The following is a 19,726-nucleotide window of genomic DNA, read 5'->3' as shown; positions in this document are numbered from 1 at the left end:
CCGTTTTGCGGCCAGCTCCTCAGCGCGCGCAGGCTCGCATTCTGAAAGGCTTCCTCGGCGGTGTCGAGATTGCGGAAATAACGCAGCAGCGCGCCGACCGCCTGGGGACGCGCCGACGTCAGCGCGGCATCGATCCAGGCGCTATCGGTCACTTAGTGGGGCCTCCGGGCTGAAACAGGCCGACGGGACGGATCTCGTAGGCGCCACCCGGATTGGCAGCTCCGAGATCGCGCGCCACGCCAATCGCATCGTCGAGATTCTCGCAGTCGACAACATAGAAGCCGAGCAGTTGCTCCTTGGTCTCGGCATAGGGGCCGTCGAGCACGACCGGCGGACCGTCCTTGCGCAGCGTCGTCGCCGCGGTCGTCGGCAACAGCCGGGCGACCGGGCCGAGCCGGCCCGCTTTTTTCAATTTGTCGTGCACGACCGCAAGCTTCGACATGACGGCCGCGTCCTGTTCGCGCGTCCAGGAGCCGACTAGATCCTCGTCGTGGTAGCAAAGGATGGCATAAAGCATCGGCAAGGGTTCCCTTCTTGGCCTAGGACGGTTGAGTATGACCCCTCCCGACGGGAATTAAGGAAATATTTTGTACTGGGAACCCACCCCGGTAAGGTCGTTCGCGGATTCGAAAGAGCGGGAAGGCAAGATTGCGATGAACAAGGCAACGCTCGCCCTGCTCATTCACGGCGGGACCGAAAACTGGTCGCCCGAGCGGTGGAAGCGCCGGTTCGACGAGGTCTGCGGGGATCGACCCGTCTGGCTGCTGCCCGGGGGCCAAGGCGACCCCGCCGCGGTTCACTATGCCGCGGTCTGGAAGCCGGCGCCCGGCGAACTCGCCGCCTTCCCCAACCTGCGCGTCATCTTCAACCTCGGCGCCGGGGTCGACGCGTTGATGGCCGACAAATCGTTGCCAAAAGTACCGCTGGTTCGCGTCGCGGTCGGCGATCTCACGCGTCGAATGACGGAATATGTCGTGCTGCATGTATTGATGCATCACCGGCAGGAACTTTACTTGCGCGCCAGCCAACGCGAAAAACGGTGGGCGCCGAAATATCAATGGCCGGCCGGCGCGATTTCGGTCGGCATCATGGGTCTTGGCACGCTCGGTACCGACGCGGCGGACGCGTTGAGGCGGATCGGCTTTCGCGTTGCGGGCTGGAGCAACAGCCCGAAGACGATTGCCGGCGTCGAATGCTTTCACGGCAAAGCGCAGATCGATGCGTTTCTGCGCCAGACCGACATTCTCGTCTGCCTGTTACCGTTGACACCGGACACGCGGGGGATCCTCAACCGCGAGCTGTTTGCGAAGTTGAGCCGCTCAAGTCCGATGGGAGCGCCGGTCGTGATCAATGCCGGTCGGGGCGGCTTGCAGAACGAAGCCGACATTCTTGCTTGCCTCGATGACGGCACGCTCGGCGCCGTCTCGCTCGATGTCTACGCCGCCGAGCCGCTTCAGCCCGAGAGCCCGTTCTGGACCCATCCGAAGGTCGTGCTGACGCCCCACAACGCCGCCGACACCGACCCCGACGAAATCTCGCGCTATGTCGCGCGCCAGATCGCGCGCTTTGAAGCAGGCCAGACACTTGAGAACGTCGTCGATCCCGCACGTGGCTACTAGCCTCTCCAGACCGGGGAGAGGTTAGTCGAGCCTGCTGACAAAGCGATTCAAACAAAGCTCCTCGCTTAGCCTTTCTCACCACACATCACATCGATCGCGCCCTTTGCCATCGCCTCCAGTTCCTTGCGCGGCACGCGTGCCCGCGCCCGGATGGCCATGGAATGCATGGTCGCTGATGCGATCTGGGCGAGCACCGCCGGATCGGTCGACGCAGGCAACTCGCCTTTTTCGCTGGCAAGGCGGAAGCAGCGCGCGAACGCCTTGTCGAGTTCGAAAAATCCCTCCAGCACCATGGCGCGGATTTGCGGATCACCGACTGCTTCTGACGCCGCGGTCATCACCGTGAAGCAACCGCGCGGCCCGGCTTCACCGGAGAGATAGATGTCGAGCGCTATCGAATAGATTCGCTCAAGCCGTTTGCGGATCGGCATTTCAATCCGAAACACATCGATCATCGCGGCTCGCGCATCGTCACGATAACGCTGGTAGCTCTTGATATAGAGTTCGCGCTTGTCGCCGAAAGCGCCATAGAGGCTCGGACGATTCATCCCGGTGGCTGCGCTGAGATCGTCGAGCGAAGTCGCGGCGAAGCCATCCCGCCGGAACAGGTCAAGCGCCTTGCCAAGCGCGACCTCCGGCTGATAGGCGCGCGGCCGACCGCGGCGCCCGCGCGAAGGCGATGGCGCATCAGGCTTGGACAGCAGTTCTCGTCTTTTTTGTACCATCTTGCAAAAAATTCCTTGACGCGAGTTATTTTGTGCGAAACAGTATAAAAATAACTTCACCGTCAATCAAGCCCAAACGCCAGGGAGATGCGCATGGACCTGTATTTCTCACCGCTTGCCTGTTCGATGGCCACGAGGATCGCGCTCAACGAGGCCGGTGCCAGAGCCAACTATCTCGAGGTCGATCCCAGAACCAAACTGGTACAGAACGACGGCTCGGATTTTCGGCAGGTGAATCCGCTTGGGTTGGTGCCGACCTTGCGCACCGACGATGGTCAGGTGCTGACCGAGAACGCGGCCATCCTGCAATATGTCGCCGATAGCTTTCCGGGAGCGCGGATTTCCAGTGGACCCGGCATGGAACGCAGCCGGTTGCAGCAATGGCTCTGTTTCATCGGTACCGAGCTGCACAAGGGACTGTTCTCCACCATGCTCGACAGGAAGGCGCCAGCCGAGGTGAAGGCCTACATTCTCTGCAAAGGCCTTTCCCGGCTCGACCATCTCGACAACTATCTCAAGGGTCGCGAATTCCTGCTCGACCATTTCACCGTCGCGGACGCCTATCTCGTCACCGCCATCAACTGGAGCTTTGCGACGCCGCAAATCGAACTGACGAAATGGCCCGCCGTGAAGGCCTATTACGAGCGGCTTCGCGCGCGCCCGAGCGTCGCGAGAGCGATCGCCGAAGAGCTCGAGCTGTACAAGGCCGAAGTCGCGCGCCACAGGACGGCCGCCTGATGATTGTCGTTCCGGCGGGCGCCCTTGCGGATCAGAACGGGCTGTCGCTCAGGCCAGGCACATCCGCCGGGCGCGGCCCCGGCGCGCTCCAGTGAAAGCGACGATCCTTTTCGGCGATGTCGATGTCGTTGATGCTGGCTTCACGCCGGCGCATGAGGCCATGCTCGTCGAACTCCCATTGCTCGTTGCCGTAAGAGCGGTGCCACTGCCCGGCATTGTCGTGCCATTCGTATTGAAAGCGAACCGCGATGCGGTTGCCGTCGAACGCCCAGAGATCCTTGATCAGGCGATAATCGAGTTCCTTCGCCCATTTGCGCTTGAGAAACGCCACGATCGCAGCGCGGCCCTGAAAAAATTCGGAGCGATTGCGCCAGCGGCTGTCCTCGGTGTAGGCGAGCGCGACCCGCTCCGGGTCGCGTGAATTCCAGGCGTCCTCCGCCATGCGGGCCTTCTGCGCGGCAGTCTCTTTGGTGAAAGGCGGAAGCGGTGGGCGCGACATGGTGACCTCGAGGTATCGGTAAGGCGGCCAAGTTTATCCGCAGCGTTCGTAAAGTCGATAGCGCTCTGCCCATCGGCCGATAGCGTCCGCCCATATCACGACCGCTAATCCAGATCGGCCTTCATCAAGTGGCGCAGCCATTTCGGGATCGGCTGTGCCCGCCCCTCGCTGATGAAAGCGACGCGCACCTCGGCCTTGACCAGCACATGATCATTGCGCCGCACTTCCTGCGCCAGCGTGATGGAAGCGCCTTTCACCGCGAGCGGCCAGGTCACCACATCGAGGACGTCGTCCATTCGCGCGGGTTTCAGGAAGTCGATCCTCATCGAACGCACGACGAAAGCGAAGCTCGGCGTTTCCGCCTCCGCTTCCGCAAACAGCGCGTGCTGCTCCGCGCCCATCAGCCGCAGATGGTTGGTGCGGCCGCGCTCCATGAAGCGCAGGTAGTTGGCGTGATACACAATCCCGGAAAAATCGGTGTCCTCGTAGTAAACCCGGACCTGCATGTGATGGCGGCCGTCGCGGATGACGCCGTCGAGATTGATAGGTGTCAATTCCGGCCCCTTGATCACAGGTAAAGGGCACGGTTTTGCGCAAAATCTTATCGCACGCAAGCGCGGCTTGCGCCCGTGACAATTACGATAAGGCTGGAATTTGCTGGGCGAGCCTCACCAGCACGATCTCGGGCGGGACGCCGAGGCGGAACGGCACGATGCTGCAGCCGAGCCCGCCGGAGACGATCACATCGCAGTTGACGTGCGCATGACCATAGGCGAGCCGATTGCCGTAACGCGATGGCACCACCGGCGACCGGCCGAACAGCCGCACCTGGCCGCCATGCGTATGGCCGGAAAGCTGCAACGCGATCCGCGAAGGCACGCGGACCGCGACGTCGGGCTCGTGCGCGAGCAGGACGACCGGCGCATCGTCCGTTACCTTCGCAAGCGTCGCGCCGAGGTCGTCGACGCCGATGCGCCGCACGGGACGGAACCGCTGCGCCGGCAGATAGGCCAGCTGGTCGCCCAGCCCGGCAAGCCAGAACGCGCGGCCTCCTTTCGCAAGCCGCGCCACCTCGTTCTCGTAAACAGGAATGCCCGCGGCCTCGATGGCGCGGCGAGCGATGGTCGTGCCCTGCCCTTCCCGCTGCACGGTGCGGTCATCCCAATAGTCGTGGTTGCCGAGAATGGCGTGCACGCCGAGCGGCGCCTTCAACCCTGCCAGCACACCCGCCCACTCCTCGGCCGGAATTCGGCGCGTGATGTGGTGATGGCCCGCGACATAGTCGCCGAGCAACACGATGATGTCGGGCCTCAGCGCATTGGTGCGACGGACGATCGCTTCAACGTGATCGAGCGACATCCAGGGATCGCAAGCGTGCAAATCGGCGATCGCGGCAATCCTGAGTTCGAGATCGGCCGGCCAGCGCGGCGGCCGGATATCGTAGGAAGTCACGTCGAGCCGCAGCACCGGTTCACCAAAACCATAAGCCGTGGTCGACGTGGTGAGCGCGCCGAGACCACCGACGGACTGGAAGAATTGACGGCGTGAGATCATGAGACGGCCGACTACGGTTTCGCCGCGTTCATGACGGCAGATTGAAGCGGAATTGCGGTATCAGCGGCCGGATGCTTAACGGGTTGGCAGCTTTGAGGCTCGCGCCATCGAGAAGCGAGATGTCAGTCGACATTTGCCGCCGACGTTGTTGCGACGGCAAGCGGCAGGACATGATCGCGCGTCAGCGGCGCGAGATCAACGTCGGGAGGCGCAGCCGGGTCGATCCAGATCGCTTCGTCGATCTCCTGGTTAGGGGTGATCTCGCCGGTCACATCGATCCGGTACAGGCTGGCCTGCACAAAAAACCCCGGCTCATTTGCCGCAACCGCGTTGAACTCGCCGAGCGGCCGGATCGAGGCGGGCACAATTCCGCAGCCGAGTTCCTCCGCGATCTCGCGCGAGAGCGCGGCGATGTCATCTTCGCCGGAATCGCGCTTGCCGCCCGGCTGCATGAAGGTGCGGGTCCCTCGCTTGCGCACGAGCAACACGCGGCCCGTCTCATCAGAGATCAATGCGGCGACGATCTTGATCGTTGCGGTGTCCATCACTCGTCCTCGCCGCCGGTGCCGAACAGGCCGAATTGCGCGGCATCGCGCGTGGGCTCGGCGAGGCCGAGATGGCGGAATGCATGCGAGGTCAACAGCCGCCCGCGCGGAGTGCGCTGAAGATAGCCGCACTGGATCAGGTAGGGCTCGATGATGTCCTCGATGGCGTCGCGTGGCTCGGACAGCGCCGCGGCAAGCGTTTCCACGCCGACCGGACCGCCGCCGTAGTTCAAGGCGATGGTCGAAAGATAACGGCGGTCCATGGCATCCAGGCCGGCAGCGTCGACCTCGAGCGAACTCAGCGCGTGATCGGCAATGGCGCGATCGATCGAGGCCGCATCCGAGGCGGAAGCAAAATCCCGCACCCGCCGCAACAGGCGTCCTGCGATCCGCGGCGTGCCGCGCGCGCGGCGGGCGATCTCGTTGGCGCCGTCGCCCGTCATCCCGATCTGAAGCACGCGAGCACCGCGCCTGACGATCATTTCCAGTTCGTCTTCGCTGTAGAAATTCAGCCGTACCGGAATGCCGAAGCGGTCGCGCAATGGATTGGTCAGGAGGCCCGCGCGCGTGGTGGCGCCGACGAGCGTGAATTTTGCCAATTCGATCTTCACCGAGCGCGCCGCCGGTCCGTCGCCGATGATAAGGTCGAGCTGGAAATCCTCCATCGCTGGATAAAGCACTTCTTCCACCGCAGGGCTCAGGCGATGGATCTCGTCGATGAAGAGCACGTCACGCTCTTCCAGATTGGTGAGAAGGGCGGCGAGATCGCCGGCCTTGGCAATCACAGGTCCCGAAGTGGCACGGAAGCCGACGCCGAGTTCGCGCGCGACGATCTGAGCCAGCGTGGTCTTGCCGAGCCCCGGAGGGCCTACGAACAACACATGATCGAGCGCTTCGCCGCGCTTGCGCGCCGCCTCGATGAAGATGGAGAGGTTCTTGCGCGCCTGCGCCTGGCCCACGAAATCCGACAGAAATTGCGGCCGCAGCGCGGTGTCGCCGGTATCCTCGGTACGGCGTTCGGGCGTGACGATGCGGGAGGGCGGGTTCACTTTGCCAGCTCCTTCAGCCCAAGCCGGATCAGTTGCGAGACTTCCGCGTTTTCACCGGCGCTGCGCGAGGCGGCCGCGATCGCGGCGGCAGCTTGAGGTTGGCCGTAACCGAGATTGACCAGCGCCGAGATCGCATCCGTGACGGGGCGCGGCGCGCGCTCGTTGTCGATCGCGCCGGAAAGACGCACCACAGCCGGATCGACATTGGCAAAGGCCGGCCCCTTGTCCTTCAATTCGGTGACGATACGCTCGGCGACCTTCGGGCCGACGCCCGGCGTGCGCGTCACCGCGGCCTTGTCACGCAGAGCGATCGCGTTCGCGAGATCCGACGGCGGCAACGTTCCGAGCACGGCGAGCGCCACCTTGGCGCCCACGCCCTGCACCGTCTGCAGCAGGCGAAACCATTCGCGCTCGACGTCGCTCTTGAAGCCGAACAGCTTGATCTGATCTTCGCGAACATAAGTTTCGATCGAGAGCACTGCGGCTTCGCCTTGCGCCGGCAGCGCCTGCAGCGTGCGGGCGGAGCAATGCACCTGGTAGCCGACGCCGCCTACGTCGAGGATGACGAAGTCCTCGCCGTAGGAATCGATCAGGCCTTTGAGCTTGCCGATCATAGTGACGACCCGGACAAGGCGAAATTTTCCCGCTCGTCATGCCCGGCCTCGTGCCGGGCATCCACGTCTTTCTTTGCCCATCTCGCAGACGTGGATGGCCGGGCATGGGCGCGCGGCAGCGACGCCGTTCTTCGAACGGCTATGCCCGGCCATGACGGCTGAAACAGACGTCCGCCGATCATACTTCCAGCATCCTCAGGCGCAGTGTGGTGCTGTGGCGATGATGCGCATGCGTCACGGCAATCGCGAGCGCGTCCGCGGCATCGGGGGATTTCGGCTCGGCCTTGGGCAACAGAATCTTCAACATCACCAACACCTGGTTCTTGTCGGCATGGCCAGCGCCGACCACGGTCTTCTTGACCTGGTTCGGCGCATATTCGGCAACCGAAATTCCGAACATCGCCGGCGCCAGCATCGCAACGCCGCGCGCCTGGCCGAGCTTGAGGGTGGCGACGCCGTCCTTGTTCACAAAGGTCTGTTCGACCGCGGCCTCAGCCGGGCGGAAATTGCCGAGCACGGCGGCCAACCCTTCATGGATGGTCAAAAGACGGCTTGCCAGCGGCAGATTTTCCGGTGGCTCGACCGATCCACAGCCGACGTAGGCGAGCCGGTTACCGTCCACCTCGATCACGCCCCAACCCGTGCGGCGAAGCCCGGGATCAATGCCGAGGATGCGGACGGGCGAGCGAATCGGCTGGGAGTTCATGGGGAATCTATACCCCATGGCGGTGTTTCGCGCCTAGCGAGGGCAATTCGCCATCAACGACCGAAGCGCGGAGAAATCGACTTTTTAGGCACCCATCCTGGCAACTAGCGCGTCCGAGACTTCGAAATTGGCGTAGACGTTCTGCACGTCGTCGTGTTCGTTGAGAAGATCGAGCAGCTTCAGGAGCTTTTCGCCGGACTCGTCGTCCACCGACACCGTGTTTTGCGGCTTCCAGATCAGTGCCGCCTTGCGGGGCTCGCCGAACTTCGCCTCCAGCGCCTTGGCGACGTCGCGAAAGGTTTCCTGCGAAGCATAGATTTCATGGCCGCTTTCGCTTGACACGACGTCATCCGCGCCAGCCTCGATCGCCGCCTCCAGCATCGCATCGTCGGAGGCGACCTTGGCGTCGTATTCGATGACGCCGGTGCGGTCGAACATGAAGGCGACCGAGCCGGTTTCGCCGAGATTGCCGCCGGACTTGGTGAAGTAGGAACGGATGTCGGAGGCGGCGCGGTTGCGGTTATCGGTCAGGACTTCGACGATCACGGCGACGCCACCCGGCCCGTAGCCTTCGTAGCGAATCTCGTCGTAGTTCTCGCTATCGCCACCAATCGCCTTCTTGATGGCGCGCTCGATATTGTCCTTGGGCATGTTCTCCTGGCGAGCGGCAATGACGGCAGCGCGCAAGCGCGGGTTCATCGCCGGATCCGGAGTGCCAAGCTTCGCAGCCACCGTGATTTCCCGCGCCAGCTTGCCGAACAGTTTCGACTTCTGGGCATCCTGGCGGCCCTTGCGGTGCATGATGTTCTTGAACTGGGAATGGCCGGCCATGCGTTAACTTTCGGGATTCGTCCGCGACGGTTTTGTTGGAAAGGGCGGCGTTATAGGCCGGTAACTTGGCAAAATCAAAAATTTGGCCCGGTTTTCGGTATGTGGATAGGCCGAACTGCCCACGAATGAGGCAATCGTTAACCCTGATTTCATGACGCGATGGGAGGATGATCGATAACACCCATTTCTGAGAGAACCCATGGCGTTTGGACTACTCCGAAGACGCCCGGCTGAATCGCCCGCGCCAGCGGCCAGGCCGGAGTCGGTGAAGACCGAACCGGCGGTCGAGTTCCCGGTTGCGTCCGACGTCGATTCGGCCCGGCAAATCCTCGAACTGCTCGAACTCGAACTCGGTGGAATGATCCGCCAGCTCGAGCGCGCGGCGAGTTCCGTCGCCGGCGGGGCCGAGGCTACGGCTGCGACCCTTTCCATGATCCGCCAACGCACCGATGCGCTCAGCGGACGAAGCAGCGCCGCGCAAAGCACCGCCAAGATCTTCTCGCAGGCCGCCGACAAGTTCACCCATTCGGCCGAAGACATCGGCTCGCAGGTGCGCGATGCCGGCAAGCTCGCCGATCAGGCCAGCGCCGCGGTGGAGGAAGCGAGCGCCAATGTCGACCGACTGAAGGAGTCCTCGGCGGCGATCGGCAATGTCGTCAATTTGATCGCGCAGATCGCACGACAAACGACACTGCTGGCACTCAACTCGACGATCGAGGCGGCGCGCGCCGGCGCTGCCGGTCGCGGCTTCGCCGTAGTTGCCTCCGAGGTCAAGGCGCTGGCGGTGCAGACCCAGGACGCCACCGAGGAGATCAAGAAGAAAATCGACGCGCTGCAAAGGGACGCGGCGGGCTCGGTCGATGCCGTGCACCGGATCTCGCAGGCCATACAGGCGATCCGGCCGGTATTCGACAAGGTCAACGGTTCGGTGACCGAGCAGAACCAGACCACCGGCCAGATGACCGAGAACGTCGCCACCGCCTCGCACTTCATCGCTTCCGTTGGCGAAAGCGCCATCGAGATCGACAACGCCGCGCGAGAGGCTGAGACCCATGGCGAGCATGTCGCCGGTGCCGGCAAGTCCGTCACCATGCTTGCACAAAAACTCAAATCGCGCTGCGCGGTGCTGCTGGGCAAGGACCTGCACGCGAACCAGCGCAATTACGAGCGGCTGCCGTGCAATCTCAAGATCGAAATAAGGACCGCGCATCGGCCGATTTCCGCATCCGTCTACCAGATTTCCTTGAGCAGCCTCCTGATCGGCGGAGCGGACGCCGACGCGCTGCCGGTTCATCGAACCCTCGATGCCACGATCGAGAGCATCGGCGCCTGCCGCATTCGCACCGGCGAGCGATCAAAGGCAGGGGTTAACGCCGACTTCGAGACAAGGGACGCGGAGTTCGTCGAGAAAATCGAAGACAAGCTGTGGTCGATCCGCGACGAGAACACCGAATTCGTCACCCGCGCCATGGAAGCCGGCGCCGCGCTGACCGGGATTTTCGAAGACGCGGTCGCAAGCGGGGAGATTTCGATCGAAGACATGTTCGACACCGACTATGTCGAGATCGCCGGCACCAACCCGCTGCAGCACCGCACAAAGATCCTCCACTGGGCGGATCGCGCGCTGCCGCCGTTCCAGGAAGCCTTCCTCGCCCGCGACCCGCGGATGGTGTTCTGCGTGATGATCGACCGCAACGGCTATTTGCCCGTGCACAACAAGATCTATTCACATCCGCAACGCGCCGGCGATGTCGCATGGAACACGGCCCACAGTCGCAACCGGCGCATCTTCAACGACCCGGCGGGGCTCGCCGCAGGGCGCAACCAGCGCTCTTATCTGATCCAGAGTTATGCGCGCGACATGGGCAACGGCAAAACCGTGATGATGCGCGAGATCGACGTTCCGGTCCGCGTCACGGGGCGGCACTGGGGTGGATTTCGCACCGCCTACAAGCTTTGACAATGCGTGAATTCGCGAATTGGAATTATTGATCCGGAGGAATGCGGCAATGTCGGTTGCACAGGCCATCAGACAATCAGGCGCTGCGGCCACACCTTCAGACAGCGAACGGCTGGTCGACCAGCTTGCGAACGGGATCGGTGGGCTCGGCGTTGAACTTGCCGATGTTGCCGGAAACCTGCGCGAAGTCGCGGGGCGCGTTTCCACCCAGGCCGACCGTTTCGGGCATCTGCAAAGAACGGCCGAGACGATGGTTTCCGCCAATCACGATATCGCGTCCGCTTCGCAAGCGGTGCAAACCGCGACATCGGCCGCGGTCGGCGAAATCACGCAATCCCGCGATGTGGTGGAGACGGCGGTCCAGCATATCTCCGAATTGATCGAAGCGGTGGGGCGCATCGAAATCCGCCTCGGCGCGGTCGGCAGCGCGCTCGCGCAGGTGGCCAAGGTGTCAGGCTCGATCGAGGCCATCGCCAAGCAAACCAACTTGTTGGCGCTCAACGCCACCATCGAAGCGGCGCGAGCCGGCAGCGCGGGACGGGGCTTTGCGGTCGTCGCCAGCGAAGTGAAGAGCCTTGCGGAGGCGACGCGTCAGGCGACGCAATTGATCGGCGATACCGTCCGCGACCTCGACGGCCAGGTGGGCAATCTGATCGGCGAAAGCGGCGATGCCTCGCTGCGGGCGATGAACGCCGGTCAAGGCGCCGAGCAGATCAAGGGGATCATCGCTCGCGTTCGGGACGGCTTCACCGCCGTCAGGAAAGAGATTGACGGCGTCACCAGGGCGGCCACTTCGAACCTTGCTCATTGCGACATGGTGATCTCCGAACTCGGCAATCTCGCTGACGGCGTCGATCTCTCCTCGAGCGACCTCAAACGTGCCGACGACCGGGTCGCAAAGCTCCTCGACCTCTCCGAAAATCTGATCGAGCTCATCGCCGACAGCGGCATCGAGACGGCGGATGCGCCGCTGATCCGCACCGTGATCGAAACCGCGAAGACGATTTCCGCCTCGTTCGAAGCCGCAATCGCGCGCGGCGAAATCAGCCTCGATCAATTGATGGACGAGAACTACCGCGAAATTCCCGGCACCGACCCCAAGCAATACCTCACCGATTACGTCGAGTTCACCGACCGCATCCTGCCGCCGATCCAGGACCCGCTGCAGAAGTCCGATTCCCGCATCGTCTTCTGCGTGGCGTGGGCGAGAGGCGGATATCTTCCGACCCACAATCCGAACTACCGCAAGCCGCAAGGCGCCGACCCGGTCTGGAACAATGCCAACTGCCGCAACCGGCGGCTGTTCAACGATCGCGCGGTGAAGAAGGTCGCGGCAAACACCAGGCCGTTTCTGCTGCAGACCTACCGGCGCGACATGGGTGGCGGCAACTTCGTCCTGATGAAGGATCTGTCATCGCCGATCCTTGTTCGCGGCCGCCACTGGGGTGCGTTCCGCATGGGTTTTCGGCACTCCTGAGCACGTCATAGCGCCTCAGCTATAGCGGGATGATTCGTCGTGTCCGCAGGACGCTGATCACCTCTCCCCGGCGGGGATGCGCTAACTCGCCCAAAATCCCGGCAACGTCGGCTCGAGCCTGCCGCCTGTGCGAACCGGTGCGACGCGGAGCGCAAGCCCGCTTCTGTCGTCGGTCTCCACCGCAAGCCCGCTGAACGTCGCCGCGCCCAGCGCCGGCTCGAAGCGCGCCTGCGGAATGCCGGTGGTGAAGCGCCGCATCGGCTCTTCCTTCTGCATGCCGATGATCGAATCATAATCGCCGGTCATCCCGGCGTCGGTCATGTACGCGGTGCCGCCGGGCAGAATCTGGTGGTCGGAGGTCGGCACATGGGTGTGGGTGCCGACCACGAGACTGGCGCGGCCGTCGCAGAAAAATCCGATCGCCTGTTTCTCGCTCGTCGCCTCGCAATGGAAATCGACCACGATGGCGTCCGCCGCCTCGCCGAGGCGGCAGGAATCGAGTTCGCGGTTGATGCAGGCGAACGGATCGTCGAACGGCGTCATGAACACGCGGCCAATGGCGTTGACGATGAGCGCGCGCTTGCCGTTCCTGGCTTCGACCAGCGCCGCACCGCGGCCCGGCGTTCCCTTCGGAAAATTCAGCGGGCGAACAAGCCGGTCCGCGCGTTCGATGAAGACCAGTGCCTCGCGCTGGTCCCAGGCGTGATTGCCGAGCGTGATCGCGTCGGCACCGGCATCGATCAGTTCACGATAGATCGCCTCGGTGATGCCGAATCCGCCGGCGGAATTCTCGCCATTGACGACCACGAGATCGAGCGACCAGTCGCGGACCATGCCCGGGAGAAGCTCTGAAACGGCGGTGCGCCCGGCTCTGCCGACGACGTCGCCCACGAACAAAATGCGCAAGTTACATGCTCCGGAAATCGAACACTTTCTTTTCGGTTAGCACATAATCGAGCGCCACGTCGTGCGACAATGCCGGAACCGCCGCGATTTCCTGGGCGGCGAAGGCAAGCCCGATGGCGGTGACGGGCTTGATCTTCACCTTGCGCAGATGCGCCATCGTGGGGTTGCGCAAATGCGCCAGCGTATGATCGTAATGCCCGGCGCCATATCCGATGCGGTGACCGAGGCGGTCGAACGCCGCGAGCGGCACCAGCAAGATGTCGGGAATGAGTTCGGCCGCGGCGGGCGAAGGCTCGAGGATGCCGAGCGGCCCGAGCACCAGGCGGTCGTGCGGTGACCATGCGCGAAAGGCCAGCGACTTGCCGCGCGCCAGCACCGCCGGCAGCGCAAGCCGCGCGCCTTTTTCGGCCAACGACCGCATCAGGGGAAGAGGGTCGATCTCGCTGCGGATCGGCGAATAGCCGGAGACGATCAGGCCCGGCGTGATTTCGACCGGCAGCCCGCGCTTGGCAAGCGCAAGCGCTGCGGTTTCGCGCTGCTTGCCGCTCAAGCCATCGCGCGCGGCGAGCGCTTTGGCGCGGAGATCGGCTTTCGATCGCTCTGTCGGCAAGGCAGCCATCCAGGATCGTTTTTCGCTATCACCTTCGAGGGCAGTGATTCCCACTTGCAGAGGCTGGCGATTCACTCTTCCAGAGACTTCGGTGCTTACGTCGAAATGCCGCGGGTACTGGATACAAGCCTTCCGCGGGTCTGACGAACCGGAAAGAAAGTGCGAAGCCGCCGACGCCGTTGAAGCACTCGATCCCGGAGTTCCCTACGAAAGTAGGTGGGCACCATATGTCCGGGTCCACGGACCCGGCCAGGGACAGTTCCCTTAAGGATCGATAAGGCCCCGGGGATATATGGCTCCTGACGCGCGACGCAGCCTCGCCAAGACAATGTAGCCGCGATGCTCTCGAAGCGCCAGCGGATGACGGCATCAGCTGGAAGCGGAAAACACCTTCCTTACCGTCCCCTGGAGGGTGGAAGACGAACACCCCGCTGAATTATTCAATTTTCAAACAGCCAAGCGTCCGCGCTCTCGCAGCACGGTTCGCCCGAGTTATGCCAGGATCACGCCCGAGAACAGAGGGCGCAGGGAATGCCGGGTGTTTTGCGCACCCGCAGCCTCGTGTGTAAAAACAAAAAACACACGAGCTAAAGTCACCACAGGTAGGCCGAAACATTCCGGCATTCCCCGCGCGATGGTTTTACGGTTTCCTTCGCGCTCTCTCCGGTGATCGGGCTTGTTTGTCACCGTCGCCTCACGGAACATTCCGCAAGACTTGATGCCAGCATCGAGACATCAAGACCACACGACTTCGCCGTCCGCAAAACACGTCGCCCGTCTTGCAACGCATCCAGCGTCCATCGCATCCCGCGCTCCACGTTCGTGACGACGCGTACGCCCCTCCTGACGAGTGCAGGACGGGCGAAAAGCTAGATGTGATTTGCCCGACGGCGAAAGCGAAAATTTTTTCGCGCAAGGACTGGACAGCCCAAATCAGCCTGAAATGATTCGCGAAAATCGTTTTTTGGCGCACGCGGCGCTTGCCTCTGCGGTGTGATGGCGAGGCTCGTCCCCGGCCATCCACGATTGAAGAAGCTGTAGGGTGGGCAAAGCGAAGCGTGCCCACCGTTGACATGCCGCTCCAGATCGACGTCGTCGCGAACGGCGCGCTCCCAATATCGACGTTGCCAAACGCTTTTTTACGCTTGAAGACCTTGCTCTGCGATCGTGGCCGCGCCTTGATGCCACGTGAAAAGAAAAAGGGTGGGCACGCTTCGCTTTGCCCACCCTACAGCGCCAACGCACGCAGGATTGCATGACGCGGCAGGCGATCCTTCCTGTCACGAAACTGATAAAATTCATCGCCCAGGCCGCGAAGGAACCCTCGGCGAGGGCTGTATTTGCTGGCGATTGGAGAGCTTATCCGTTAGCATCGCTCAGCAACTTAGCATTGTAGATTGCGGCAGTCTGATCAATGACGCCCGAGCAGGCAGACCAGATCAGGAATTCGTTCGACGCGATGTGGTCGATGAGTCGCGACATCGGGGAGCTGTGTTACAGCCGATTCTTCGAGCTTTCGCCTGAGGCAAGAGACCTGTTCCCGGGCGACATAGAGCGGCAGCGTATCAAGCTGATGAACATGATCGCCGAACTGGTCGGCTCGCTCGACCAGCCCGCGATGTTCCAGTCTCTGGTCACGCATTCCGGCCGCCAGCATGCCAGGTTTGGGGTTCAGCCGTCGCACTATGACGCATTGGGCGAGGCGTTGATGTGGAGTCTTGAGCGCAAGTTCGGCGCCTCGTTTACCCCGGAGCTGCGGGAATCCTGGAGGGCGCTCTACGCCGCGGTCCAGGCCGAGATGCTGCGTGCGGCCTTGCAGGCCTAGACTATCACGCGGGTTTCGCGGCGCGCGGATTGGTTGAAACCAAGCCAGAGAAGATCAGAACAAATTGTAGGGTGGGCAAAGCGAAGCGTGCCCACCCTTCACTCTCAGAACGACCTCCGCCCCGATCGGCGGGACGCAACCCACTTTCGACGAAGCGATGAAAGCTGCTGTGAGGCAAGTCCGCCACACGGGTAACACGCCGTATCATGTGACCGAAAAGGGTGGGCACGCTTCGCTTTGCGCAATCCTACACTCCGTCACCCGGGTTTTGCGGGACGCGGATTGATCCAGATTCACCCGATCGCGACACCGCCGCCGACGGTGCGGTTCAGCACTTGCGTGGTCTTTTCGATTCGCTCGGCGGCGGCGTTCAAGGCATTGGCCACCGCCACTTGCGTCGCCTTGACGCGATCGGATGCCGCGACACGAACGTCGCGCAGCGAAATGACTTCCTGTTCGAGCGCACGGATGCGATTGCTGGCATCGACCAATTCGTCGCACACGGTCAGCGCCGCCATCACGGTCAGGCGGGCGTCGCCGATCTCGCCGAACTTGCCGCGCAGGCTTCCGATCCGAGATTCCAGACTCTCGGCGAGCTTGAGCAGCCGCACCTCCTGGCCCTCCTCGCAGGCCATCCGGTATTGCCGGCCGTTGATGGTGACGTTGATGTGGTTCATGAGCCCTCCCCCGTATCGAGCACGGTGCGGATGGTGCCGATCGCGGCATCCAATCGCTCTGCGATCTCGCGGTTGACACGCTCCAGCTTGCGCGTCTTCACCAGCGATCCATCGAGTTCGTCGGCAAGCCGCGATCGATCCGCACCCAACGCCTGGATCCGCGCCGCCAACTCATCCTCGTCGCGGTCGGCGTCGCGCCGCCGCTCGACGGCGCGTTCCAACCCGTCAAGCGCGGCCATCAAGCGCCGCGTGGCGGCATCGATCTCAGACACCGGTTCGGGGCCTGATGCGGTCGTAGCGGGTTTTTCGCTCGTGACAGACAGCGCGCAACCTCCCGTGAACACCCGACGCGCGAGCAAGATCGGCAGTCTAGTGTCCCGGTTCCGACATTCGTATCCTGCCGCGGCGGGTTCGTTTACGAGTGTCAGAACAAAAGGACACTAAGCATTGGATTTTAGTGTGGTTTTGGATTTGACATCGGCTATGAGGACTCGCAGCGATACTGAAGCGAATATCAAATCCACCACACTAATGCGGTGAATTTGAAGTTCCTATCATGCTTTGCTGCAACTTCGTCATAGGTACTTCAAATTCAAAAACCGCACTAGAAAACATCAGCTTACTGGTGCTCCTTATGATTCCGAAGTTCGCATCGGTGGTCGCCGCGAATTTTTGCGAACTTCGGAATCGGAGCACTAGCAAGCGTTTAGAGCGGGAAATTTACGTGGCAAGGGAGGCGAGCGCAACGCCGGTTCGAAGCTATGCACTGCCTTAAGTCAAGGAAACCGGCTCTTCGAAAAGATCACGCTTAAACAACAAATTAAACCGCGATCGCAATTCAGCCCAAAATGATCGTACCCGCCACATTCACAGCCCCCTGCCCGACCGGCCGGAATCGCATCATCATCTCTTTGTCGGAGCACGATCTTTTCGAAAGACCGGTTTCCACTTTGCGCTAACGCGGCCCTTCGGGTCCGGATCATGCGCGAGCAACTTTTCCGCCTCAGAAGGCGTTTGACTGGCTTGGACTGGGCGGAACTGGCTTGGACTTGACGGAAATGAGGTGCTATCCAGCCCCGACTTTCCCGTTGCCCGTCAGGCTTTCGCCCGCACGGCAATTTGCATCTCCATCCAGGCGCCAAGCACCTCATTTTCAGGCGGATTTTCATCATGACGAATGTCGATCACTCCCGCATGGCCAACGCGATCCGGGGGCTCGCGATGGACGCCGTCGAGAAGGCGAAGTCCGGCCATCCCGGCCTGCCGATGGGCGCGGCCGACGTCGCCACGGTGCTGTTCACCCAATTTCTGAAATTCGATGCCGCCGATCCGAACTGGCCGGACCGCGACCGCTTCGTGCTTTCGGCCGGCCACGGCTCGATGCTGCTCTATGCGCTGTTGTACCTCACCGGCAATTCACAGATGACGCTGGAGGAGATCAAGCGCTTCCGCCAGGTCGATTCGCTCACCCCCGGACATCCGGAAAATTTTCGCACCAAGGGCGTCGAGACCACGACCGGGCCGCTCGGCCAGGGCCTTGCGACGTCGGTCGGGATGGCGCTTGCGGAACGGATGCTGTCAGCCGAATTCGGCAAGAAGATCGTCGATCACCGTACCTATGTTCTTTGTTCCGACGGCGACCTCATGGAAGGCGTGTCGCAGGAAGCGATTGCGCTCGCCGGCGTGTGGCGGCTCAACAAGCTGATCGTGCTCTACGACGACAACGGCATCTCGATCGACGGTCCGACCTCGATCGCCGACAAGGTCGATCAGGTGAAGCGGTTCAAGTCGGCCGGCTGGGCGGCCGAGCTGATCGACGGCCAGGATCAAAAGGCAATCGCCGCGGCGATTGCGCGCGCGCAGAAATCCAACAAGCCGTCGCTGATCGCCTGCAAGACCACGATCGGCTACGGCGCGCCGCACAAGGCCGGCACAGCCAAGGCCCATGGCGAAGCGCTCGGCGCCGATGAGCTGAAAGCCGCCAAGGAAAACCTTGGCATTTCGCTCGAGCCGTTCTCCGTGCCCGACGACGTTCTCAAGGCCTGGCGCGAGGTCGGGCGCCGTGGCGTTGTGGCGCACCAGGAATGGCAAGCGCGTTTTGCCGAACTGGGAAGTCGCAAGCGCGCCGAGTTCGAGCGCCGCCTGCGGCACGAGCGCCCCGCTTCGCTGGCAAAGGCGCTGCGGGCGCACAAGAAGGCGCTGCTCGAAAATCCGCTGAACGTCGGCACCCGCAAATCCTCCGAGGCCGCGATCGAGGCGATCGCCGCCGCGATGCCGATGGAATTCGTGGCAGGCTCTGCCGATCTCACCGGCTCCAACAACAACAAGGCGAAATCGGCGGTGGATTTTTCGGCCAAGACCCCGAAGGGCCGTTTCATCCATTACGGCGTCCGCGAGCACGGCATGGCGGCGGCCTTGAACGGCATCTTCCTGCACGGCGGCTTCGCCCCGAACGGCGCCACCTTCCTGATCTTCACCGACTATGCCCGGCCTGCGATGCGGCTCGCCGCACTGATGGGTACCGGCGTGGTCTATGTGATGACCCACGATTCGATCGGGCTCGGCGAAGACGGCCCGACGCATCAGCCGGTCGAACATCTCGCCGCGTTGCGGGCCATTCCCAATATGCGGGTGTTCCGACCGGCCGATGCCGTGGAGGTCGCCGAATGCTGGGAACTTGCGCTCAACCGGACCAGCGGACCCACCGTGCTGGCGCTGACCCGCCAGAACCTGCCGCAACTGCGGACCTCCGCGCCTGCGGACAATCCGTGCAGCCATGGCGGCTATGAGCTGGTTGCGGCACAAGGCGAGGCCAGGGTGTCGCTGTTTGCCACCGGTTCCGAGGTCGAGATCGCGGTCGCCGCGCAGAAACAGCTGGCCGAACGCGGCATTCCGGCGCGGGTCGTCTCCGTGCCTTCGCTCGAGCTGTTGCTCGAACAGCCCGCCGAGCGTCGTGAAGCTGTCATCGGCAAGGCGCCGGTCAAGGTTGCGATCGAGGCGGCGGTGCGCTGGGGATGGGACGCCGTGATCGGCCAGGATGGCATTTTCATCGGCATGCACGGTTTTGGCGAAAGTGGACCGGCCAAGGACCTTTTCAAGCATTTCGGCATTACCGCGGAGGCGGTGATCAACGCAGTTCAAAAGCGCTTGGGTTAAGCATGATGAGGTGAGGCTTTCGCCAGGTTTGAGATCCACCTCTCCCGTGGGAGAGGTCGATTTGCGCAGCAAATCGGGTGAGGGGACAAGGTTCCTCGATAGAGCGTACGCCCTCACCCGGCGCTGCGCGCCGACCTCTCCCCCGGGAGAGGTGAAGTGGAGCCGAAACACCGCCCGAACGGTTGAGCTTGCCGGCAAAAAGGACTAGCTAACTTTTATCTAGTCCAGCCTCGTC

Annotated in this window: 20 protein-coding genes, 1 other RNA gene and 1 pseudogene; 6 read left to right on the top strand and 16 right to left on the bottom strand. The window is 62.6% G+C overall.

Going from position 1 to position 19,726, the window contains the following annotated elements:
- A pseudogene (locus VNX23_RS21660) lies at positions 1-152 on the bottom strand (RNA polymerase sigma factor); the annotation flags it as partial.
- Entirely contained in the window at positions 149-517 is a 369-nt protein-coding gene (locus tag VNX23_RS21655) for a YciI family protein (protein WP_325633395.1), read from the bottom strand. The gene VNX23_RS21655 and the pseudogene VNX23_RS21660, both read right to left, overlap by 4 nt.
- 136 nt (positions 518-653) lie before the next feature.
- Here VNX23_RS21655 and VNX23_RS21650 point away from each other — a divergent pair, with 136 nt between their 5' ends.
- Entirely contained in the window at positions 654-1,619 is a 966-nt protein-coding gene (locus VNX23_RS21650; protein ID WP_325633393.1) for a glyoxylate/hydroxypyruvate reductase A, read from the top strand.
- Positions 1,620-1,684: 65 nt separating this feature from the next.
- Here the strand turns inward: VNX23_RS21650 and VNX23_RS21645 are convergent, their stop codons facing one another.
- On the bottom strand, positions 1,685-2,344 hold the full coding sequence (locus VNX23_RS21645) for a TetR/AcrR family transcriptional regulator (RefSeq protein WP_325633391.1): 660 nt from the start codon (positions 2,342-2,344) through the stop codon (positions 1,685-1,687).
- 93 nt (positions 2,345-2,437) lie between these two features.
- On the opposite strand from VNX23_RS21645, the gene VNX23_RS21640 reads away from it, so the two are divergent.
- Positions 2,438-3,082 carry a glutathione binding-like protein gene (locus tag VNX23_RS21640; RefSeq protein WP_325633389.1) on the top strand — a complete coding sequence of 215 codons (645 nt, stop codon included), beginning with the start codon at positions 2,438-2,440 and terminating at the stop codon, positions 3,080-3,082.
- A 31-nt stretch (positions 3,083-3,113) separates the two neighbouring features.
- Here VNX23_RS21640 and VNX23_RS21635 read toward each other — a convergent pair whose 3' ends face one another.
- The 8 genes from VNX23_RS21635 to VNX23_RS21600 form a co-directional block, all read right to left on the bottom strand.
- Positions 3,114-3,581 (bottom strand): nuclear transport factor 2 family protein, encoded by a 468-nt coding sequence (locus VNX23_RS21635; protein ID WP_325633387.1) that lies wholly within the window; start codon positions 3,579-3,581, stop codon positions 3,114-3,116.
- A 104-nt stretch (positions 3,582-3,685) separates the two neighbouring features.
- A complete protein-coding gene (gene ybgC / locus VNX23_RS21630; RefSeq protein ID WP_325633385.1) occupies positions 3,686-4,135 on the bottom strand; it encodes a tol-pal system-associated acyl-CoA thioesterase in 450 nt (149 codons plus the stop codon).
- Positions 4,136-4,217: 82 nt separating this feature from the next.
- Positions 4,218-5,135, bottom strand: a complete 918-nt coding sequence (locus VNX23_RS21625; RefSeq protein ID WP_325633383.1) for a metallophosphoesterase — start codon at positions 5,133-5,135, stop codon at positions 4,218-4,220.
- Positions 5,136-5,257: 122 nt separating this feature from the next.
- Entirely contained in the window at positions 5,258-5,680 is a 423-nt protein-coding gene (locus tag VNX23_RS21620) for an NUDIX domain-containing protein (RefSeq protein ID WP_325633381.1), read from the bottom strand.
- The gene (gene ruvB, locus VNX23_RS21615) at positions 5,680-6,729 is read right to left on the bottom strand and encodes a Holliday junction branch migration DNA helicase RuvB (protein WP_325633380.1); all 1,050 of its coding nucleotides are present in this window, start codon (positions 6,727-6,729) and stop codon (positions 5,680-5,682) included. Before ruvB ends, VNX23_RS21620 begins: the two co-directional genes overlap by 1 nt.
- Positions 6,726-7,343 carry a Holliday junction branch migration protein RuvA gene (ruvA, locus tag VNX23_RS21610; protein ID WP_325633378.1) on the bottom strand — a complete coding sequence of 206 codons (618 nt, stop codon included), beginning with the start codon at positions 7,341-7,343 and terminating at the stop codon, positions 6,726-6,728. The genes ruvB and ruvA overlap by 4 nt, the downstream gene beginning before the upstream one ends.
- A gap of 178 nt (positions 7,344-7,521) precedes the next feature.
- A complete protein-coding gene (gene ruvC / locus VNX23_RS21605; protein ID WP_325633376.1) occupies positions 7,522-8,049 on the bottom strand; it encodes a crossover junction endodeoxyribonuclease RuvC in 528 nt (175 codons plus the stop codon).
- Between the two features lie 84 nt (positions 8,050-8,133).
- Positions 8,134-8,880, bottom strand: a complete 747-nt coding sequence (locus VNX23_RS21600; protein WP_325633374.1) for a YebC/PmpR family DNA-binding transcriptional regulator — start codon at positions 8,878-8,880, stop codon at positions 8,134-8,136.
- Positions 8,881-9,079: 199 nt separating this feature from the next.
- Here VNX23_RS21600 and VNX23_RS21595 point away from each other — a divergent pair, with 199 nt between their 5' ends.
- Together VNX23_RS21595 and VNX23_RS21590 are read left to right on the top strand one after the other, a co-directional pair.
- Entirely contained in the window at positions 9,080-10,840 is a 1,761-nt protein-coding gene (locus tag VNX23_RS21595) for a methyl-accepting chemotaxis protein (protein WP_325633372.1), read from the top strand.
- 49 nt (positions 10,841-10,889) lie between these two features.
- Positions 10,890-12,317, top strand: a complete 1,428-nt coding sequence (locus tag VNX23_RS21590) for a methyl-accepting chemotaxis protein (RefSeq protein ID WP_325633370.1) — start codon at positions 10,890-10,892, stop codon at positions 12,315-12,317.
- Positions 12,318-12,398: 81 nt separating this feature from the next.
- Here VNX23_RS21590 and VNX23_RS21585 read toward each other — a convergent pair whose 3' ends face one another.
- The 3 genes from VNX23_RS21585 to ssrS form a co-directional block, all read right to left on the bottom strand.
- A complete protein-coding gene (locus VNX23_RS21585) occupies positions 12,399-13,223 on the bottom strand; it encodes a TIGR00282 family metallophosphoesterase (RefSeq protein WP_325633368.1) in 825 nt (274 codons plus the stop codon).
- 1 nt (position 13,224) lies between these two features.
- Positions 13,225-13,842 (bottom strand): 5-formyltetrahydrofolate cyclo-ligase, encoded by a 618-nt coding sequence (locus tag VNX23_RS21580; protein ID WP_325633366.1) that lies wholly within the window; start codon positions 13,840-13,842, stop codon positions 13,225-13,227.
- 151 nt (positions 13,843-13,993) lie between these two features.
- Positions 13,994-14,154, bottom strand: a non-coding RNA gene (gene ssrS, locus VNX23_RS21575) — 6S RNA.
- A gap of 1,093 nt (positions 14,155-15,247) precedes the next feature.
- On the opposite strand from ssrS, the gene VNX23_RS21570 reads away from it, so the two are divergent.
- Entirely contained in the window at positions 15,248-15,658 is a 411-nt protein-coding gene (locus VNX23_RS21570) for a globin domain-containing protein (protein ID WP_325633364.1), read from the top strand.
- A gap of 293 nt (positions 15,659-15,951) precedes the next feature.
- Here VNX23_RS21570 and VNX23_RS21565 read toward each other — a convergent pair whose 3' ends face one another.
- Together VNX23_RS21565 and VNX23_RS21560 are read right to left on the bottom strand one after the other, a co-directional pair.
- A complete protein-coding gene (locus VNX23_RS21565; protein ID WP_325633362.1) occupies positions 15,952-16,335 on the bottom strand; it encodes a cell division protein ZapA in 384 nt (127 codons plus the stop codon).
- Entirely contained in the window at positions 16,332-16,607 is a 276-nt protein-coding gene (locus VNX23_RS21560; RefSeq protein ID WP_414643046.1) for a DUF4164 domain-containing protein, read from the bottom strand. The genes VNX23_RS21565 and VNX23_RS21560 overlap by 4 nt, the downstream gene beginning before the upstream one ends.
- Before the next feature lie 898 nt (positions 16,608-17,505).
- Here VNX23_RS21560 and tkt point away from each other — a divergent pair.
- A complete protein-coding gene (gene tkt / locus VNX23_RS21555) occupies positions 17,506-19,491 on the top strand; it encodes a transketolase (protein ID WP_325633360.1) in 1,986 nt (661 codons plus the stop codon).
- The last annotated feature ends 235 nt before the right edge of the window (positions 19,492-19,726 follow it).

It is taken from the genome of Bradyrhizobium sp., assembly GCF_035570375.1.
Taxonomy (GTDB): Bacteria; Pseudomonadota; Alphaproteobacteria; order Rhizobiales; family Xanthobacteraceae; genus Bradyrhizobium.
Note: the sequence above shows the minus strand (reverse complement) of the source record. Positions and strands in the feature narration are given on the sequence as shown.

Bases quoted from the DNA above. Each gene is read 5' to 3' on its own strand.
- VNX23_RS21650 (WP_325633393.1), top strand. From the start codon at position 654: ATGAACAAGGCAACGCTCGCCCTGCTCATTCACGGCGGGACCGAAAAC.
- VNX23_RS21620 (WP_325633381.1), bottom strand. From the start codon at position 5,680: ATGGACACCGCAACGATCAAGATCGTCGCCGCATTGATCTCTGATGAG.
- VNX23_RS21590 (WP_325633370.1), top strand. From the start codon at position 10,890: ATGTCGGTTGCACAGGCCATCAGACAATCAGGCGCTGCGGCCACACCT.
- VNX23_RS21645 (WP_325633391.1), bottom strand. From the start codon at position 2,344: ATGGTACAAAAAAGACGAGAACTGCTGTCCAAGCCTGATGCGCCATCG.
- VNX23_RS21635 (WP_325633387.1), bottom strand. From the start codon at position 3,581: ATGTCGCGCCCACCGCTTCCGCCTTTCACCAAAGAGACTGCCGCGCAG.
- VNX23_RS21625 (WP_325633383.1), bottom strand. From the start codon at position 5,135: ATGATCTCACGCCGTCAATTCTTCCAGTCCGTCGGTGGTCTCGGCGCG.
- ruvC (WP_325633376.1), bottom strand. From the start codon at position 8,049: ATGAACTCCCAGCCGATTCGCTCGCCCGTCCGCATCCTCGGCATTGAT.
- VNX23_RS21570 (WP_325633364.1), top strand. From the start codon at position 15,248: ATGACGCCCGAGCAGGCAGACCAGATCAGGAATTCGTTCGACGCGATG.
- tkt (WP_325633360.1), top strand. From the start codon at position 17,506: ATGACGAATGTCGATCACTCCCGCATGGCCAACGCGATCCGGGGGCTC.
- VNX23_RS21565 (WP_325633362.1), bottom strand. From the start codon at position 16,335: ATGAACCACATCAACGTCACCATCAACGGCCGGCAATACCGGATGGCC.
- ruvA (WP_325633378.1), bottom strand. From the start codon at position 7,343: ATGATCGGCAAGCTCAAAGGCCTGATCGATTCCTACGGCGAGGACTTC.
- VNX23_RS21640 (WP_325633389.1), top strand. From the start codon at position 2,438: ATGGACCTGTATTTCTCACCGCTTGCCTGTTCGATGGCCACGAGGATC.
- VNX23_RS21655 (WP_325633395.1), bottom strand. From the start codon at position 517: ATGCTTTATGCCATCCTTTGCTACCACGACGAGGATCTAGTCGGCTCC.
- VNX23_RS21595 (WP_325633372.1), top strand. From the start codon at position 9,080: ATGGCGTTTGGACTACTCCGAAGACGCCCGGCTGAATCGCCCGCGCCA.
- VNX23_RS21600 (WP_325633374.1), bottom strand. From the start codon at position 8,880: ATGGCCGGCCATTCCCAGTTCAAGAACATCATGCACCGCAAGGGCCGC.
- VNX23_RS21580 (WP_325633366.1), bottom strand. From the start codon at position 13,842: ATGGCTGCCTTGCCGACAGAGCGATCGAAAGCCGATCTCCGCGCCAAA.